The following is a 17,301-nucleotide window of genomic DNA, read 5'->3' on the forward strand; positions in this document are numbered from 1 at the left end:
GCAGGCAAACATTTCATCTAAGGAAAATAATAATATGTCTACCACCCAGGTCCTGGGCGACGCCGCGTTCGCCTCTCCGGGACGCTCCCACTCCAGCCTGACCGCTCGCATTGATGCGCTGCCCGCCTCCGTTGGCCTGTGGTCTTTTATCACCCTTCTGGCGCTGGGCGGTTTCTTCGAGCTCTACGATCTTTTTCAGACCGGTTATATCAGTACCGGGCTGCTGGCAGAGAATATTTTCCATACCGGCGAACAGGGTATTTTCGGGATTTCAGACCAGGCCGCCTTCGCCTCGTCTACCTTTATGGGGCTGTTTATCGGCGCCAGCCTGCTTGCGCCGCTGGCGGACAAACTGGGCCGCCGCCTGACGTTTATGTTCGCCCTCGCCTGGTACGGCGTGTTTTCCCTGATGATGGCCCTGCAAAGCAGCGCTGAAGGGGTTATCTTCTGCCGCTTTCTGGTGGGCATCGGTCTCGGTATTGAGCTGGTGACCATCGACACTTACTTAAGCGAATGGGTGCCGACGCATCTGCGCAATAAAGCCTTCGCTTTCGCCTTCTTTATTCAGTTTTTATCGGTTCCCGCCGTGGCGCTGATGTCGTGGATGCTGGTGCCGATTACCCTTTTTGGCCTGACCGGCTGGCGCTGGGTGATTATCTTCGGCGCGCTCTGCTCATTGATCATCTGGGTCATCCGCAAGAAGCTGCCGGAATCGGCGCGCTGGCTGGAGGAAAAGGGCCGCCATGATGAGGCCCATAAGGTCATGTGCGAAATGGAACAGCGCTGCGGCGTTTCTCCCTCGCCGCGCCATCAGGTGCAGACGCAGGAGCATCCGCGCAGGCTGGGAAGTTTTAAAGCGATCTGGGCGCCGCAGTACCGCAAACGCACGATTATGCTGATGGTGATGAACTTCTTCCAGGCCATCGGCTTCTTTGGCTTCGGCAATTGGCTACCGGCCCTGCTTTCCGGCCAGGGAGCGAGCATCACCCACAGCCTGCTGTATGCGTTTTTTATTACCCTCGCCTATCCGATTGGCTGCCTGTTTTGTACCCGCTTCGTCCATCGTTTTGAAAACAAATGGCAAATTGTGCTTTCCGCGCTGATGACGGTGGTATTTGGTACCCTGTTTGCGCTTCAGAACAGTCCGGTGCTGCTGGTGATCTGCGGGTTTATGATCACCTGGTCAAACGCCTGGCTGACCATTAGCTATCACGCCTACCAGGCCGAAGTTTTCCCGACCCATATTCGCGCGCGGGCGGTCGGCTTTTGCTACTCCTTTAGCCGCCTGTCCACGGCGATCACCAGCATTTTGATCGGCATTATTCTGCAATACGCCGGTACACCCGGGGTAATTAGCTTTATCGTCGCCAGCATGCTGATGGTGATGCTCTCAGTAGGCACCTTTGGACCAAAAACCCGAGGGATTAGCCTGGAGAATATTTGATGACTGCCGCCGCCGGTTTAACCGGCGGCGCGCGCGGCTAATTTTTTCTCCTGAACCCGTAGTAGCCACGGCAGCGGCAATGCGCTCAGGGCGCAGAACAGCAATATCCCATTCATCGCCCGCTCGCCATTCCCGGCAACCGATAACAACCATGATGAAAGCAGAAAAGCCGCCGCCGTACTTAATGACATCAGGGTATTTTGTAAAAGGGTAAACCCCGCCCTGGCGCCATCCTCTGGAAAACGCATCGCCACTGCCGATGAGGCCACCAGGCGACAGTAGGCGGCCGCCAGAAACAACACCATAAACAGCCCGCCGCCGTGGTTGAAGGTAAAAGCGATGCTCAGGCTCAGTATAAACAGCAGGCTGGCCAGCAGGCTGATGCGGTAGCCGCTGTAATGCTGGCATAGCTTGCCGGTGAGTTTAGTGGCGCACAGCCCCGCCAGTCCGCCAGCGAAAAAGAACCACGGTAATTGATCGCCGCTGGCCCCCATTTTCGCCGTCAGTAACGGAACCAGCAGCGGAATGATTAACATCGCACTGAACTGCGCGAGGGCGTTGCCGGAGGCGTAAAACAGCACCGATGAAGACCAGCGCAAATCTGCCTGACGGTTCGCCGCAACGGGCTGTTCCGGCAGCGCGAGTTTTATCAGTGGCAACGCAATCAGGCAGAGTCCGCCGATCGTCGCGGGGGCTATCTGCCAGCCGATTTTTTCACTGAGAAATAACATCGTCGGCATGCCGACGATGCTGACCAGCGAGAATGCGGCAATCGTTGAGGCCAACGCCCGAGGACGCAGGTGTGCTGGCATAATGTTGACCAGCAAACTGCTGCCCACCCCCATCGTTGTTCCGCCGACCAGACCGGCGAGAAAACGCCAAAACAACAATCCGCTAAAACTGGTGGTGGTCAGCGTCATTATCGTTAACCCTCCCAGCAGGGCCATGTTGCAGAGCAAAAAGCGCCGCGGTTTAACGTTACCGACCCATCGCCAGACGCTGACCCCCGCAATGACGGAAGCCAGCGTATAAATGCCGGTGACGTAACCCGCCTGGCTTACCGGCACCTGAAACGTCGCCGCCATCCAGGCAAATAAGGGATTAAAAATCATATATTCGAGCGCGTTGATGAATTGAACAAAAGCCATGATCAACGTTATTCGTACCAGATATCCGGGCATGTAACACTCCTGACTGTGTAATACGGGGAGTCTAGCGTCTGGTAAAACCGGACATAAGACGGTAAAAATGGGGTTGTTAGTTATCAAAATTGGGATAATCGAGAGTGAAAAGATTGGATCTCAACGCCCTACGGGTCTTCGTCACCGTGGCGGAAAATGGCTCGTTTAGCGCCGGCGCAAAAGCGCTGCAGATGCCCTCATCGAACGTGAGCCGACAGATATCCCAGCTTGAGCAGAGCCTTCAGCTGCGCTTGATACAGCGCAGTACCCGACATATGAAGCTGACCTCTGCCGGTCAGACGCTGCTCGCCAGTATGCGACCCGTGCTGGAGCAGCTAGCCGCTACGGAAGCTGAGCTAACGCAACAGCAGGCTGAACCCGAAGGGCTCCTACGCCTGTGTCTCCCTAACGAAATTGGCCCCTCGCTGTTTGCGCCGCTAATGGCGCAATTTGCCCTGCGCTATCCAAAAATAACCGTGAGCTGTACGACTAATCTGGCGGGCATGGAGGTGTTAAAAGAGGATGTGGATATTGCGGTGATCATCACTCGCGGCAAAATGGAAGACATCAGCGTTATTGCGCGCCCGCTCTTTTCGTTTCCCTGCTGCGTGGTCGCTTCTCCGCAGCTGATAGCCAGAACGGGTATGCCGACAGACAGCGAGCAATTAACCTCGCTACCCTGTATAACCACCGTCAGCGCCCTCGCGGGGCAAGCCTGGCAGTTTGCCGCGGCGGACGGGAGCTTTAAAAAGGTTAACGTCAACGGGCACTATCGCGTCAACAGTGGCGAAATGGCGCTGCATGCCGCTCTTGCCGGTGTCGGATTCGCTATTCTGGGGGAACAGCCCTGCCGCCCGTTTATTAATCGCGGGGAGCTACAGGAAGTCACGCTTGAGTTACCGCCGGCGCCGTTACAGCTTTCAGCCCTCTATCGGGAGCGCCATTTTATGCCCGCCAGAATGCGCGTCTGGCTTGAATTTATCCAGAGGCAGATGGCAGGCTAAGCGCCTTCATCCTGCTGGCGTTCGCTAAAAATCGCCTGGGCATCGGCAAAGCATTTTTCCGCCAGCGACGACACCGGCTCTTTGTTGCGCATGATCAGCGCCAGCATCGAGTCGACCTCCGTTTCGGCGATCGGCCTGATTTCCAGGTTATCGCTTAACGCTTCCAGTCCGTTATTCAGCGGCATAATCGCGCAGCAGATCCCGGCCTGCACCGCCTGGATGATCTGAAACGTTGAATCGCTTTCAAAAACGTATTTTGGCGCCAGTCCCTTGGCCTTAAAGCTCATTTCAATCGATTCTCGGTAGTACATGCCCTTGGTCAGAAAGCCCAGCGGCAGCGCCGCCAGCGTCTCCCACTCCGGCGTCGCATCGGTAAACTGATAATGACGTTTATCATGCAGCAGCCCCATACGCGTATGCGGCAGCCAGAGCACGTTGAACAGCTGGCTATCGACGTGGTGCAGGTAGCAGATCCCTAAATCCAGCTGGTTGCGGCTGACGCCGTCGATAATCTGTTCCGACGTCATGGACAGCAGGCTGAACTGCAGCTCCGGATAGTTCTCCGCCAGCGGTTTTATCAACTGCATCGGATTAAGGCTGGCTAAAGGCACCATCCCCACCCTTAGCTGGCCGACCATCTGCCCCCGACAGATAGCCGCCTCGGCTTCTAATCCGTCATGCGCCGCCAGCAGCGCTCGCGCCCAGGCCAGAATACGCTCGCCCTCCGGGGTAAATCCTTCAAAGCGCTGTCCGCGCTGGATAAGGGTTAAATTGAGCTCTTCTTCGAGATTGCGAATACGCATTGATAACGTAGGCTGAGTAATGTGGCACGCCGCTGCGGCCTGGCCAAAATGTCGTGTTCTGTCGAGCGCAATCAGGTACTTAAGCTGTTTAATATCCATTATCATCCACTGTTTGCGCAATCTGCTGCCGGTGCAGCAGGAAAAATGTTAGTTAAATGTTATGTTCAGCCTTGATGAAATTCAAGCGCCGGTCGACCGTTGCTCGTCCTGCGTGCCTGAGGCTACACTCATGGGATGCACCGGCAGGAGAAACCGTTGAAAACCCGCCTTCATCACGTTCAGCAGCACCGGCTGGCCATGCCAGGCCTGGAAGCCATATCGTTAGCCACGGATCAGCGCTTTCCGCGCCATTCCCATGACCAGTTCGGTATCGGGATTTTCACTCAGGGCGCGCAGCGTTCGTGGAGCCATCTGGGCAAAATTGAGGCCGTCGCCGGAGATATCATTATGGTTAATCCGGGCGAGATGCACGATGGTATTCCACTGGATGGCCCGCGCAGCTGGCAGATGGTCTATCTCGATCCTGAGCGTGTCGTTGACGAGTTGCAGGGAGAGATGAAGGCTGAAGAGATCCTCCTGCGCCCGGTAGTCGAAGACCCGATGCTGCGCGGGCAAATGCAGTGGCTGTTTCGCGAGATCGTTGCCAGCGCGCCGGATGACGCCGCCGTGGAAGAAGCGCTGCTGCTCTGCCTGATGCAGGTTTGCCAATTTCATCTCTGCGCCAGGCGGCCGGGCAAAATCGGCTCCCCCGCCATCGTGCTGGCCAGACAATATCTCGATGATGCCCCCGAAGAGAAAATCTCTCTTGAGGCGCTTGCCAGGCTTTGCGGTCTCAGCCGCTTTCAGCTGATCCGCGGCTTCGCGCGCGCGACCGGCATCACGCCGCACGCCTATCTGATACAGTCCCGCGTTCGTCTGGCGCGTCGTCTGCTGATGGAGGGTCACTCCCTCGCCGATACCGCCTTCATGGCCGGTTTTGCCGACCAAAGCCACCTGACCCGCGCATTTCAAAAACAGTTTGCCGTCACGCCGGGCAGCTACCAGGCTATCGTTCAGGCGAGCCGCTAGCTGAAACTGTGCAATTTTGTTCAATACCCGCGCGGCGCTTTGCGAAATACTCAGGGCCTCGATTCTCTCCCACAGGAAGACATCATGGCATTTATCAGCCCTGAGTTTCTCTTAACGTCGCTTATCGTCGTCATCGCTCCCGGTACCGGGACGCTTTACACCATTGCCACCGGCCTGACGGCGGGCAGACGCATGAGTTTTGCCGCGGCCGTCGGCTGCACGCTGGGCATTATTCCACATATGCTGGCGGCGATAACCGGGCTGGCGGCCATCCTCCACGGTACGCCAGGCGCATTCGAGCTGGTTAAGTACGCCGGCGTTGCCTGGCTGCTGTATTTGGCGTGGGCCACCCTGACCCAGCGCGGGAGCCTGAGCGTGACAGGCATCGAGCAACGCAACTCGCGTCAGGTCATCAGCCACGCGATCCTGATCAATTTGCTCAACCCCAAACTGCCGCTCTTCTTTCTCGCCTTTCTGCCGCAGTTTATCCAGCGCAACTCGAGGTCGCCGATCGGCGAAATGCTGATCCTGAGCACTGTGTTTATGCTGATGACGCTGCTGATTTTTCTGCTCTACGGCGCCTTTTCTGCAGCGATGCGCGGATACGTGCTGACGCGTCCGGGGGTTTTACAGGGGCTGAGAGCCTGCTTTGCCGCCGGTTTCGTCGGGCTGGGGGTTAAGCTCATTCTGGCGCAGAGGTAGCGATTTTGCCCACGACGCGACGATCGCCGTGGGCAAAAGGGGTTAGCGAAGCGCTGTCAGCGCGCGAATCTCTTTCGAGCGCAAGGTTAAGCGCACGGGCGCCGATTTATACGATGGCGTTCCACTCTCTTTATCAAGGTAATCCAGAGGAACCAGAACGTTAGCTTCAGGGTAGTAGGCCGCAACGGTGCCCGGGGCGATGTTGTAGGCAACCAGCGTGATATCTTCCAGCCGCTGATGGTGTCCCGGCAGCGCGGAGCGGATATCCACCCGGTCGCCGTGTTCAAATCCCAGCTCAGCCATATCCTGTTCGTTCATAAAGAGCACGTCGCGACGGCCAAACACGCCGCGATAGCGATCGTCCATGGCATAGATGGTGGTGTTGTATTGATCGTGGCTGCGCAGCGTCACCAGGCGCATCACCTCATGCCCTTCTACCTGCTGGTTTTCGTGCACCCCGTCGAAAACGGAAAACATCGCTTTGCCGGTCGGCGTGGGCCAGATACGCTCCGTCGGCGGCAGCGGCATGCGAAAACCGCCGGGATGGCGAATGCGCTGATTGTAGTGGTCAAAGCCGGGGATGGTCTGCTCAATCAGATCGCGGATCCGATCGTAGTCGGCGACCAGCGCCAGCCAGTCAATTTTGCTCTCCGTCAGCGTCGCCATGGCCATCCCGGCAACAATCGCCGGTTCCGAGCGCAGTTCAGGCGAACCGGGTTTCAGTTTGCCCGACGATGCATGCACCATCGACATCGAATCTTCGACGGTGATCGACTGCCGTCCCGTCTCCTGCAGATCGAGTTCGGTTCGCCCAAGACACGGCAGGATGATGGTCTCTTTCGCCACCAGAAGATGCGAACGATTGAGCTTGGTGCCAATATGCACGCTCAAATCCAGTCCCCGCATCGCCGGAAAAGCCCGTTCGCTATCCGGCATAGCCACCGCGAAGTTACCACCCAGGCAGAGAAGCGCTTTCGATTCACCCTCGATCATCGCCTGCAGCGCTTTTACCGCATCATGACCATGCTCCTGCGGCGGCGTAAAACCAAACACCCGCTGCAGGTTGGCCAGAAACTGGGGGCTCGGCTTTTCCGTGATGCCGACGGTGCGGTTACCCTGCACGTTGGAGTGTCCGCGCAGCGGGCAGATTCCGGCACCCGGCTTACCGATATTGCCGCGCATCAACAGCAGGTCGGCTATCAGGCGGACGTTAGCGGTGCCTTTATTATGCTGGGTAATGCCCATGCCGTAGGTGATAATGGTGGCGTGAGATTTGGCATAGGCCGCCGCTACCCGTTCAAGATCGCCCCGCGTTAAACCCGACTCGCGCTCGATATCCTGCCACTGCGTCGCCTGTAGATCCTGCGCAAAGTCGGTAAAGCCCAGCGTATGCTCATCGATAAACGCCCGATCCAGCACTTTGCCCTGCTCTGCTTCCAGCTGCAGCAGCGCCTTCGCGATGCCCTTAAGCGCCGCCGCGTCGCCTCCCGCTTTGACCTGGAAGTAAGTCGATGCAATGTTGGTTGAGCTGTAGGTCGCCATCTCAATGACGTTCTGCGGATCGGCGAAACGTTCCAGCGCCCGCTCTTTTAGCGGATTGAAGACGATAATCGGCACGCCCCGGCGCGCCAGTTCGTGCAGCGTGCCCATCATGCGCGGATGGTTGGTTCCGGGATTGTGGCCGATAGAAATCACCAGCTCGGTCTTATCAAAATCATCAAGTGAGACCGTCCCTTTACCGATACCGATGGACTGCGGCAGGCCGACGCTGGTCGACTCATGGCACATATTGGAGCAGTCCGGAAAGTTGTTGGTGCCATATTCGCGGGCGAACAGCTGGAACAGGAAGGCCGCTTCGTTAGAGGCGCGTCCGGAGGTATAGAACTCGACTTCATGAGGCTGCAGCGTCCGGAGAATGGCGCCGATACGGGCAAACGCCGCTTCCCATGAGACAGGACGCAGGGTATCGCTGGCCTGATCATAGGCCAGAGGCTGAGTTAAGCGCCCGTAGCCTTCCAGCTCGAAATCACTCCTCGCCAGCAGCGAGGTCACGGTATTGGCTGCCAGAAACTCTGCCGTCACGCGTTTACTGGTGGCTTCCCAGGTCACCGCTTTGGCGCCGTTTTCACAGAACTGAAACGTTGATTTATGCTCTTTGTCGGGCCAGGCGCAGCCAGGGCAATCAAAACCATCCGGCTGATTGGTCCGCAGCAGCGTGGCGGGAGCATCGAGCGCGTCCATTTGCGTACGCACGGCAATCGCGGTGGCTTTTAAGGCACCCCAGCCGCCCGCCGGACCATCATAGGGATGGACGCCGGGAACGACGCGTCTTCTACTACTCATGTTGACTCCTGATGCGCTTTCGGCGGCGGATTGCAGGTGAAATGCCGCCTGATGTCTTATCACCCGCTATCCGTCAAAATAGCGGGCGTTTTGTTAACGAAAGCATAACAATCAGGGCCATGACTGTATAATCAATGTTATCTATCACGCGTTAGATTTAACTTATTTAACGAATAATAAACACACAAAATCAGGTCAGATTGTAGTGGCGGTCCGGCACCAGTTTCTCCGGTAAGGGATACTGTCCGGTCATATCCAGCAGGTTGCGCTCAATGGTGTTACACATCGCGTTCAGCGGCAAATCGTTAGCGGCGGTACCGAACGGATCTTCCAGTTCCTCCGCCAGCGAATCCCACGACAGGAAGGTGTAGGAGATAAACACCGACACGAACGGCGTCATATAGTGAAGATCGCCGACCAGCGCAAACGGCAGCAGCGCGCAGAACAGATACACCGTGCGCTGCAAAATAAGCGTATAGGCAAAGGGCACCGGGGTGCTGGCCAGCCGCTCGCAGCCCCCCAGCGCGTGGCCCAGCTCATCAAGTTTATTGTCCATCAGGCTGAAGGTGATATCGCCAATCTTCCCTTCTGCGCGCAGACGCCCCAGCTCATCACCTGCCAGCAGCAGAATACGGTTGGTCGGCATCGAGCTGGCGAGAATTTCCTTTACGCTGTGCGGCGGCAGCAGACGTGCTAAATCAGCGCTCGGATCCGTCTTACGCAGCTGATGCTTCAGACTCCAGCTAAACGCCACCAGATAGCTCACCAGGCGTTGATGGGCTGCGCTTTCCGTCGGCAGAATATTTTTCAGCTGGCGCACCAGCGTTCTTTGGGCAATCAGCACCGTCCCCCATAAATTGCGCGCTTCAACAAAGCGGTTATATCCGGCGCTATTGCGAAATCCGAGGAAAATAGCGATGGCGATCCCCAGCAGGCTAAACGGCGCGACGGTAAGATGGATCCCCAGCCGCTCATACCATTGATAGCTAATGATGGCGATAATCGACATCATTACGTTAAGCAGCAGGCGAAAAACAATTTTGGACAGCACGGAGCCGTGCCAGTCAAACAAGCGAAGGAACCAGTGTTGTTCTGGCCGGATAATCATTGTATTACTTCCTGAAATTTCGCACGGTTAATATCCCTGTCAAACGGCAAGTTACCTGGACATTGGCTTTCCTCGCACCCCATTCGCTGACAGAAGTCAGATTCTGGGGACTCCCTGCGCCGCCGTCTTCCTGTAACTTGAATTATTCAGGCTATAGAGCGTTTCTATTAACCGATTGGTTTCTTATATTGTTTAAAAACACGACATTGTGTCAGCCGGCTATTTATCAGCGATGAAAGAATAGCCGCTGAATTATGGTCCTATTTTATTTCGCAGGCAATATTATCCGCAATCCGACATAACCCTCGAAAATCCAGGGGAATAATTTACGCGACAATCGCGGCGCTCTCTGCGCGACACGGGTCAATATGAATCATCATATGCAGAACGTTATGGTGGCTTAGCACCCGGGTCCGCACCAGCAGCGCAATATCGTGCCCCTCCGCTACCGATAAATGCCCGGGTACTTCGACATGCACATCGACCAGGATCAAATCCCCGGCACGACGGGTTTTCAGGTCGTGCAGCGCCACGACGCCGGGCGTTGCCAGGATAGTGGCGATTATTTGCCGCTCGCTATCGCTATCCACTGACCGATCCATCAGGTCATGGAGGGCGTCAGACGAAAAGGTATAGCCCATGCGGGTGACCAGCGCGCCGACAACCAGTGCGGCCACTGGGTCAAACCAGGCGTAACCGGCCAGATTACCGATGATGCCGACCGCAACGACTACCGAAGACGCGGCGTCTGAGCGGGCGTGCCAGGCGTTGGCAATTAGCATAGAGGACTGGATTTGCTTAGCCGCCCTTAGCATATAGCGGAATAAAATCTCTTTGGCGGTCAGCGCGGCGAGCGCCACCCACAGCGCGGTAATATGCACACTCTGAATAGATTCCGGTTGCAGTAGTTTGCCGCAAGCAGACCACAGCATACCCGCGCCAACCAGTAACAGCAGCGCGCCAATCACCAGTGAAGCGCCGTTTTCATAGCGCCGGTGCCCGTAGTGATGGTCGCTATCCGAAGGTTTGCCGCTTTTTTTATTGGCCAACAGCACAACGAAATCGGCCACCAAATCGGAAAGAGAATGAATACCATCGGCGATTAAGCCCTGCGAGCCGGAGAATATCCCGGCCAGTATCTGAAAACTGGATAAAAAGAGATTGACCATCACGCTGACCAGCGTCGTTTTACGCGCAACCTGGGAACGCTGCTTATCGTTACTTATTTTCATTACCGACACTTCCCCGAAGAAAAAGAGCCAGACTACGCGTTCAGGCTTAATTTTTCCTGAATAAGTCGCCGCCATTAAGAGAGTGTTTAATTATTTCTTCCGACCTTAAATATATAAATGAGAATAGTTTGTTTTTAAACAACATAGCCATATCAATAATAGCCATGGCTATATTTCCGCGTATTCAACAAAGGGGCAAAATTAAAACTGATTCATCCGGCGCATTGCGCAATGATACGCGCCGTTGCGCACCGAGGCGCGCAGTATGCGAGCGACGCCGTGAACCGCAAACCGCGCGCTGTGCCGCTGTAGCGTGCTCATCGGCAAATTAAGCATCTCCTGCGCCCACGGCGGCAGCAGGTCAATTCCGGCGCGCATCATTATTCGCCCCACCGGCCGGCTCATACGGCCCGGCAGACGGGTCGACAGCAGAACGTGGGCAACTTCCTGGGTTCGCTCATCGCAGCGCAGCACCGGCCGCATATCCTGCAGGTAATCAGCAATCTGCCGCGGCGTCTGCGGGATATCCCGCGCCCCGAGGCGACGGGCAACTTCGGCCGCTTCCTCATAGTATTGCTCCTGACGGGCGGCGCTGACCACGGTCCGCTTGTAGCGCAGATGCGAGGCCATAAAGCTGCTGCATTCGGCGACGTGCACCCAGGTCAGCAAGTGCGGATCGCTGGCCTGATAGGGCGTGCCGTCTTTGTCCTGGCCGCCTACCCGCAGATGGATCCCCTGTACTTTTGCAATCAACCGTTCGGCATCGGCGGTGGTGCCAAAGGTGGTGGCGGAAATAAACTGGCTGGTGCGGCGCAGGCGGCCAAAGATATCTTCACGGAAATTTGAGTGATCCCAGACGCCCGCCAGGGCCAGCGGATGCAGCATCTGTAACAACAGCGCGCTGACCCCGCCGCAGAGCATGGAAGTGAAATCGCCGTGAACCTGCCAGATAGCCGACTGCGGCCCAAAAAGCCCCGGTTCGCCTTTGGGATGTTCAAAATCGATCTCTTTTAGCGCCATGCCGGTTAAGCCCAGAACCTGAGCTTCAATCGTTCCGCGTATGCTGATCATGACCCACCTGCTCTCATTCGTGAGCGGGAAAGATAACATTAATCAACGGCGGGGGCATTGGCCTGAAACGGCTTTGAAGAAGAGCGCCCGCCGGAGGCGGGCACCCGAGAGGTCAGGAATTGAGCTGATAATCGAGGGTTATCTCAGCATTCAACACCTGAGAAACCGGACAACCGGCTTTTGCTTTCTGAATAATGCTGTCAAACGCGTCGGCCTCAATGCCTGGCAGCACAATTTTGCTCTGTAGCGCGATCTGGGTAATGGCGAAACCGCCGCCGGATTTATCCAGCGTTACCACTGCCACGGTATCAATGGAGGTCGCGGTGTAGCCCTCTTCGCTCAGCATCAGCGATAGCGCCATGGAAAAACAGGCGGCATGTGCGGCGCCGATAAGCTCTTCCGGGTTAGTCCCCTTCACACCCTCAAACCGGGTGTTAAAACCATAAGGCTGCTGGTTCAGCGCGCCGCTCTCGGTAGAGACGGTTCCTTTACCGCTTTTTAGATCCCCTTCCCAATGCGCCTGACCTTTCTTATGGATTGCCATGATATCGCTCCTTTTGTGACATGAAAGGGTTAAGTATAGAACTCCCTTACGCATTTGGGCGGCACGCGGCGATTTTAGGATCAATCCGCAGCGATATTTTTACTCATATTGATGCCGGTAACGCGAAATCCGGTGACTTCATAGAGTCGGCGAGCGCGCGGATTATCGCCGGCGACGCGCAGTTTTATTTGGCGGATACCCTGGTTTTTTAATTCATGCTCAAAAGCCGCCATCGCTTGTTTACCCAATCCCTGCCCCTGCAAGGACGGAAAAATATAAAAATCACAGATAAAGGCGGAGCGTATTTCTGCGTCAGGCTTATACCAGAGATAGCCAACCCGCTTTTCTGTACCGTCAATTTCATCGAATAAGCAGCGTAAAGCCTGGCCGTGAGTATTGACGCCATCGGGCAGATCCTCGGCAATTTCGCGCTGCGCCTGGGCCAATGCCGCCTCCGGAGAAAGCGCGTAATTGGTCGCGATCTCCGCCGCATAATCGGCAATAAAATAGTTCAGGTACGCGGCGTACTCTTCATCGCGCATTGGGCGAATAACAATCATCACAAGGGTCCTTTTATATCGTTAGGTTGCGCCAGTTTTTGCTGAATCTCTTCAAGAAACAGCGGCAGCGCGCTCGGCTGGTAGTCCCGCGAGAGATAAATCCCATACACGTTTAAGGCTTTTGGCCGCCAGGTCGGTAAAACCTGTTTCAGCGCCCCGCTGTTGAGCGCCCGCTGCGCCTCCAGCTCCGGCAGCATTGCGATGCCGCAGCCGGCTACCGCCGCCTCCATCAACAGCGAGGAGATCCCGGCGCTGAGGTTGCCGGAAACCGCCACCGTCACGCTTTCGCCGCTGGGGTCGCTAAACTGCCAGGTCTGACTGGCAAAATGGCTGTAATGCAGGCAGTTGTGGCGAGTGAGATCGTCCGGCGTATGCAGCGGCCCATTCTGCTGTAGCCAGCGCGGCGACGCGCACAGCACCGAACGGCAAACGCCGAGACGGCGGGCGATAGCTCCCGGCTCCGGATTGTCGGTGATCCGAATCGCCACGTCGATCCTTTCGCCTATCAGGCTTACCGGATGATTGTTGATATCCAGCTCAAGACGCAACTGCGGATAGCGGGCGAGAAAATCGGGCAAAAGCGGAGAAATCAGCTGCATCGCGGTAAAATGAGCGCAGGCTACGCGCAGCGTTCCGCTGGGGATCGCTCGTTCACTCTGCCCGGCGATCTCATCCGACAGCTGCGTCAGGGTGCGCGTTTTTTGCAGTACCTTTTCCCCCGCAGCCGTGAGCGTTAGCTTACGGGTAGAGCGATGAACCAGTCGGGTGCCAGCCCACTGCTCCATCTGTTCCAGATAGCGGCTCACCATCGGCCGCGACATCCCCAGCGCCCGCGCGGCGGCGCTTAAGCTTCCCAGCTCACAAATACGCATATAGACCTGCGCGGCAATGACTCGATCCATAACTTGATTCCATCTGCACGTTTTATGAAACTCAGCATCTCTTTTTTCAGGAATTTTCGCAAATCAGGAAATCCGTAAAATAGCGCTTATTCACCTGACGAAGAGAAACGAACATGAAATTATCTGCCCTTGCCATCGCCACTACGCTGTTCAGCGCTTCAGTTCTGGCAGCCCCATTAACGTTGCAAACCTATAACCCGCAGGAGAACGGTATTTTCGCGGTTAACTCCACCCTCGCCTCCGGCCCGCATGAAGCGGTGTTGTTTGACGCTCAGTTCAGCGTGAAGGATGGCGAGAAGCTGGTTGAAATGATTCAGAAAAGCGGTAAAAAACTGACCCGCATCGTGATTACTTCCGGCGATCCGGATTTCTATTTTGGCCTGCAGCCGCTGGTCAAAGCGTTCCCGGAAGCCAAAGTGGTGGCAACCGCAGAAGTGGTTAAACACATTAACGCCACCAAACAGGCCAAACTGGCGTACTGGGGCCCGCAGATGAAGGACGGCGCGCCGACCCAGGTTTATGTCCCGCAGGAGCTGACGGCTAATACCTTCACTATCGACGGCGAAAAGGTTGAGATCCGCCAGCCGCAAAATTATGCCGCCTATGTGTGGATCCCGGCGAATAAAGCCATTCTTGGCGGTACCGGCGTGGCGTGGGGTATGCACGTCTGGACGGCGGACACTCAGAGCGTCAAAAGCCGTCAGCAGTGGATAAATACGCTCGACGAGATGGCCGCGTTGCATCCGCAGCAGGTGATCCCCGGCCATTATCTCGGTACGCCGCCAGCCGGTGACCGGGCGATTACTTTTACTCGCGATTATTTGACCCAGTTTGAGCAGGCGCTCAAAGAGCATAAAGATTCCGCTGGCGTCATTAAGGCGATGAAACAGCGCTGGGCGGGGCTCGTGGAAGAGAGTTCGCTGGAGCTGAGCGCCAAAGTGAATACCGGCGAAATGAAGTGGTAAGTCTGGGTATTACGCGGGGATTTCTGCCTGGTGAAGGTTAATGCTATATCCAGGGGGTAAACCCGCCACCCGCCCGTCGGCCCGGAAAGGCGAACGCCTTACCGGGCACGATCCGCAGAAGCAGAGTGACCCCGGACCACTCTGAAAATGAGGCTGATTGTGCCGTCTCAATGTTGCCAATCCCGGCAAAATGGGCCACGCTAATGATCGCCGCGTGAAAAATAAGCGGCGTATTGAGGGTTAAATTTCGTCCGACAGTCGTCGGGCTTGTCCTTGAAACCGACACAGGATAAAGGAGTAAGAATGAAATCGAACCAACAGGCACGTCATCTTCTTGGTCTGAACTACAAACTTTCTCAGCAGAAAAAGGTCCTGCTGGAAGGCGATGCGGAAACCACGGTTAACCATGTTCGCGCCACCGGCCGCAAGCGCCGCGGTGGCTAATCTTTCAGCTAAGTGATGATAAAAACACCGTCCTTTCTCCAGGATGGTGTTTTTTTAAGACTATCCACCTCATGTTTACCCTCCTTTGATGTCTTCTGCTTTATACTCTGCCCGCTGCCATTCCCTGCCAGCCCCCCGCCTGTCGCCGCGCCCGGGCTGAAGCGATTATCAAGGAGTTAGTGCGATGCAATTCACTCATAAGAAAAACCGCTCTCTTTACATCCCTTACGCCGGCCCTGTGCTGCTTGAATTTCCGCTGCTCAATAAGGGCAGCGCCTTCAGCATGGAAGAGCGCAGCAGCTTTAATCTGCTGGGCCTGCTGCCGGAAGTGGTCGAAACCATCGAAGAGCAGGCCGAACGCGCGTGGATCCAATACCAGGGATTTAAAACCGAGATCGACAAGCACATTTACCTGCGCAACATTCAGGATACCAACGAAACCCTGTTCTACCGTCTGGTCGGCAACCACCTCGATGAAATGATGCCGGTCATCTATACCCCGACCGTCGGCGCCGCCTGTGAGCGCTTCTCTGAGATCTATCGTCGCGCCCGCGGCGTGTTTATCTCTTACCAGAACCGCAATAATCTCGACGATATTCTGCAAAACGTACCGAACCATAACGTCAAGGTTATCGTGATGACCGATGGCGAACGTATTCTCGGCCTCGGCGACCAGGGCATCGGCGGAATGGGCATTCCTATCGGCAAACTGTCGCTGTATACCACCTGCGGGGGGATCAGCCCGGCCTACACCCTGCCGGTCGTTCTTGACGTGGGCACCAATAATCAGCAACTACTCGACGATCCGTTATACATGGGCTGGCGCCACCCGCGCATTACCGACGATGAGTATTACCAGTTTGTTGACGATGTTATTCAGGCGATTAAAGCCCGCTGGCCGGATGTGCTGCTGCAGTTCGAAGACTTCGCGCAGAAAAACGCTATGCCGCTGCTTAACCGCTATCGCCACGAAATCTGCTCCTTCAACGATGATATCCAGGGCACCGCCTCGGTCACCGTCGGTACGCTGATTGCCGCCAGCCGCGGCGCGGGCAGTCAGCTGAGCGAGCAGAAAATTGTCTTCCTCGGCGCCGGTTCCGCAGGCTGCGGTATCGCGGAGCAGATCGTCGCCCAGATCCAGCGCGAAGGGTTAAGCGAAGAAGAAGCCCGCAAACGCGTATTTATGGTTGACCGTTTCGGTCTGCTCACGGATGCGATGCCAAATCTTCTGCCGTTCCAGAGCAAACTGGTGCAGAAACGCGAACACCTGCAAGAGTGGGACACCACCAGTGACGTGCTGTCGCTGCTTGACGTGGTGCGAAATGTAAAACCGGATATCCTGATCGGCGTCTCCGGGCAGCATGGGCTGTTCACCGAAGAGATTATCCGCGAGATGCATAAGCATTGCCCACGACCAATCGTGATGCCGCTGTCAAACCCGACCTCAAGGGTGGAAGCCACGCCGCAAAATATCCTCAGCTGGACCGACGGAGAAGCGCTGGTCGCTACCGGCAGTCCGTTCGCTCCGGTAACGCTCAAAGGCAAGCAGTACGTCATCGCCCAGTGTAACAACTCCTATATCTTCCCGGGGATCGGCCTTGGGGTTATCGCTTCAGGCGCTTCGCGCGTGACCGATGAGATGCTGATGGCCGCCAGCGAAACGCTGGCGAAACATTCGCCGCTGGTGAATAACGGTGAAGGTCCGGTTCTGCCGGAACTGAAAGATATCCAGAGCGTTTCGCGCGCTATCGCTTTTGCGGTGGGTAAAATTGCCCAGGAGCAAGGCGTGGCGGTGAAAACCTCCGCCGAAGCGCTGCTGCAGGCGATCGCCGATAACTTCTGGCAGCCGGAATATCGCAACTATCGCCGGACGTCAATATAACCACTAGCGTAACCGGGAGCGTTAATGCTCCTGGTTACCTGGGAAATA

General features: G+C 56.2%; 16 protein-coding genes. 7 read left to right on the top strand and 9 right to left on the bottom strand.

Annotation, left to right across the window (positions count from 1 at the left end; all coding sequences use genetic code 11):
• The first annotated feature begins 34 nt into the window (after nucleotides 1-34).
• A complete protein-coding gene (locus K2184_RS15060; protein ID WP_163524949.1) occupies nucleotides 35-1,444 on the top strand; it encodes an MFS transporter in 1,410 nt (469 codons plus the stop codon).
• A gap of 17 nt (nucleotides 1,445-1,461) precedes the next feature.
• On the opposite strand, the gene K2184_RS15065 is transcribed toward K2184_RS15060, so the two are convergent.
• Nucleotides 1,462-2,625, bottom strand: a complete 1,164-nt coding sequence (locus tag K2184_RS15065; RefSeq protein ID WP_163524951.1) for an MFS transporter — start codon at nucleotides 2,623-2,625, stop codon at nucleotides 1,462-1,464.
• Nucleotides 2,626-2,729: 104 nt separating this feature from the next.
• Here K2184_RS15065 and K2184_RS15070 point away from each other — a divergent pair, with 104 nt between their 5' ends.
• Nucleotides 2,730-3,629 carry a LysR family transcriptional regulator gene (locus tag K2184_RS15070; protein ID WP_064344694.1) on the top strand — a complete coding sequence of 300 codons (900 nt, stop codon included), beginning with the start codon at nucleotides 2,730-2,732 and terminating at the stop codon, nucleotides 3,627-3,629.
• Here the strand turns inward: K2184_RS15070 and K2184_RS15075 are convergent.
• Nucleotides 3,626-4,531 carry a LysR family transcriptional regulator gene (locus K2184_RS15075; RefSeq protein WP_004101980.1) on the bottom strand — a complete coding sequence of 302 codons (906 nt, stop codon included), beginning with the start codon at nucleotides 4,529-4,531 and terminating at the stop codon, nucleotides 3,626-3,628. The two genes, K2184_RS15070 and K2184_RS15075, sit on opposite strands and share 4 nt — an antisense overlap.
• Before the next feature lie 156 nt (nucleotides 4,532-4,687).
• Between K2184_RS15075 and K2184_RS15080 the strand changes: the two genes are divergently transcribed.
• Together K2184_RS15080 and K2184_RS15085 are read left to right on the top strand one after the other, a co-directional pair.
• Nucleotides 4,688-5,500: a helix-turn-helix transcriptional regulator gene (locus tag K2184_RS15080; protein WP_123829655.1), complete on the top strand. Its 813-nt coding sequence runs from the start codon at nucleotides 4,688-4,690 to the stop codon at nucleotides 5,498-5,500.
• A gap of 84 nt (nucleotides 5,501-5,584) precedes the next feature.
• Entirely contained in the window at nucleotides 5,585-6,202 is a 618-nt protein-coding gene (locus K2184_RS15085; RefSeq protein WP_133497747.1) for a LysE family translocator, read from the top strand.
• A gap of 42 nt (nucleotides 6,203-6,244) precedes the next feature.
• On the opposite strand, the gene K2184_RS15090 is transcribed toward K2184_RS15085, so the two are convergent.
• The 7 genes from K2184_RS15090 to K2184_RS15120 form a co-directional block, all read right to left on the bottom strand.
• On the bottom strand, nucleotides 6,245-8,545 hold the full coding sequence (locus K2184_RS15090; RefSeq protein WP_133497748.1) for an FdhF/YdeP family oxidoreductase: 2,301 nt from the start codon (nucleotides 8,543-8,545) through the stop codon (nucleotides 6,245-6,247).
• A 190-nt stretch (nucleotides 8,546-8,735) separates the two neighbouring features.
• Nucleotides 8,736-9,653, bottom strand: coding sequence for a bestrophin family protein (locus K2184_RS15095; protein WP_004101970.1), 918 nt, complete (start codon nucleotides 9,651-9,653; stop codon nucleotides 8,736-8,738).
• Between the two features lie 326 nt (nucleotides 9,654-9,979).
• Nucleotides 9,980-10,885: a cation diffusion facilitator family transporter gene (locus K2184_RS15100; protein WP_004112917.1), complete on the bottom strand. Its 906-nt coding sequence runs from the start codon at nucleotides 10,883-10,885 to the stop codon at nucleotides 9,980-9,982.
• Nucleotides 10,886-11,086: 201 nt separating this feature from the next.
• On the bottom strand, nucleotides 11,087-11,956 hold the full coding sequence (locus K2184_RS15105; RefSeq protein WP_004112913.1) for an oxygenase MpaB family protein: 870 nt from the start codon (nucleotides 11,954-11,956) through the stop codon (nucleotides 11,087-11,089).
• A gap of 112 nt (nucleotides 11,957-12,068) precedes the next feature.
• A complete protein-coding gene (locus tag K2184_RS15110; RefSeq protein WP_004101962.1) occupies nucleotides 12,069-12,500 on the bottom strand; it encodes an OsmC family protein in 432 nt (143 codons plus the stop codon).
• A gap of 80 nt (nucleotides 12,501-12,580) precedes the next feature.
• Entirely contained in the window at nucleotides 12,581-13,060 is a 480-nt protein-coding gene (locus K2184_RS15115) for a GNAT family N-acetyltransferase (protein ID WP_004101960.1), read from the bottom strand.
• On the bottom strand, nucleotides 13,060-13,962 hold the full coding sequence (locus tag K2184_RS15120) for a LysR family transcriptional regulator (protein WP_017145918.1): 903 nt from the start codon (nucleotides 13,960-13,962) through the stop codon (nucleotides 13,060-13,062). Before K2184_RS15120 ends, K2184_RS15115 begins: the two co-directional genes overlap by 1 nt.
• A gap of 113 nt (nucleotides 13,963-14,075) precedes the next feature.
• Here K2184_RS15120 and K2184_RS15125 point away from each other — a divergent pair, with 113 nt between their 5' ends.
• The 3 genes from K2184_RS15125 to K2184_RS15135 all read left to right on the top strand — a co-directional run bounded on the left by K2184_RS15125 (nucleotide 14,076) and on the right by K2184_RS15135 (nucleotide 17,253).
• Nucleotides 14,076-14,927, top strand: coding sequence for a Vmh family MBL fold metallo-hydrolase (locus K2184_RS15125; protein ID WP_163524954.1), 852 nt, complete (start codon nucleotides 14,076-14,078; stop codon nucleotides 14,925-14,927).
• A 303-nt stretch (nucleotides 14,928-15,230) separates the two neighbouring features.
• The gene (gene sra / locus K2184_RS15130; protein WP_004101955.1) at nucleotides 15,231-15,371 is read left to right on the top strand and encodes a stationary-phase-induced ribosome-associated protein; all 141 of its coding nucleotides are present in this window, start codon (nucleotides 15,231-15,233) and stop codon (nucleotides 15,369-15,371) included.
• A gap of 184 nt (nucleotides 15,372-15,555) precedes the next feature.
• Nucleotides 15,556-17,253: an NAD-dependent malic enzyme gene (locus K2184_RS15135; RefSeq protein WP_163524955.1), complete on the top strand. Its 1,698-nt coding sequence runs from the start codon at nucleotides 15,556-15,558 to the stop codon at nucleotides 17,251-17,253.
• The last annotated feature ends 48 nt before the right edge of the window (nucleotides 17,254-17,301 follow it).

The organism is Klebsiella sp. K5-306 (genome assembly GCF_051835185.1).
Lineage (GTDB): Bacteria > Pseudomonadota > Gammaproteobacteria > Enterobacterales > Enterobacteriaceae > Klebsiella > Klebsiella oxytoca.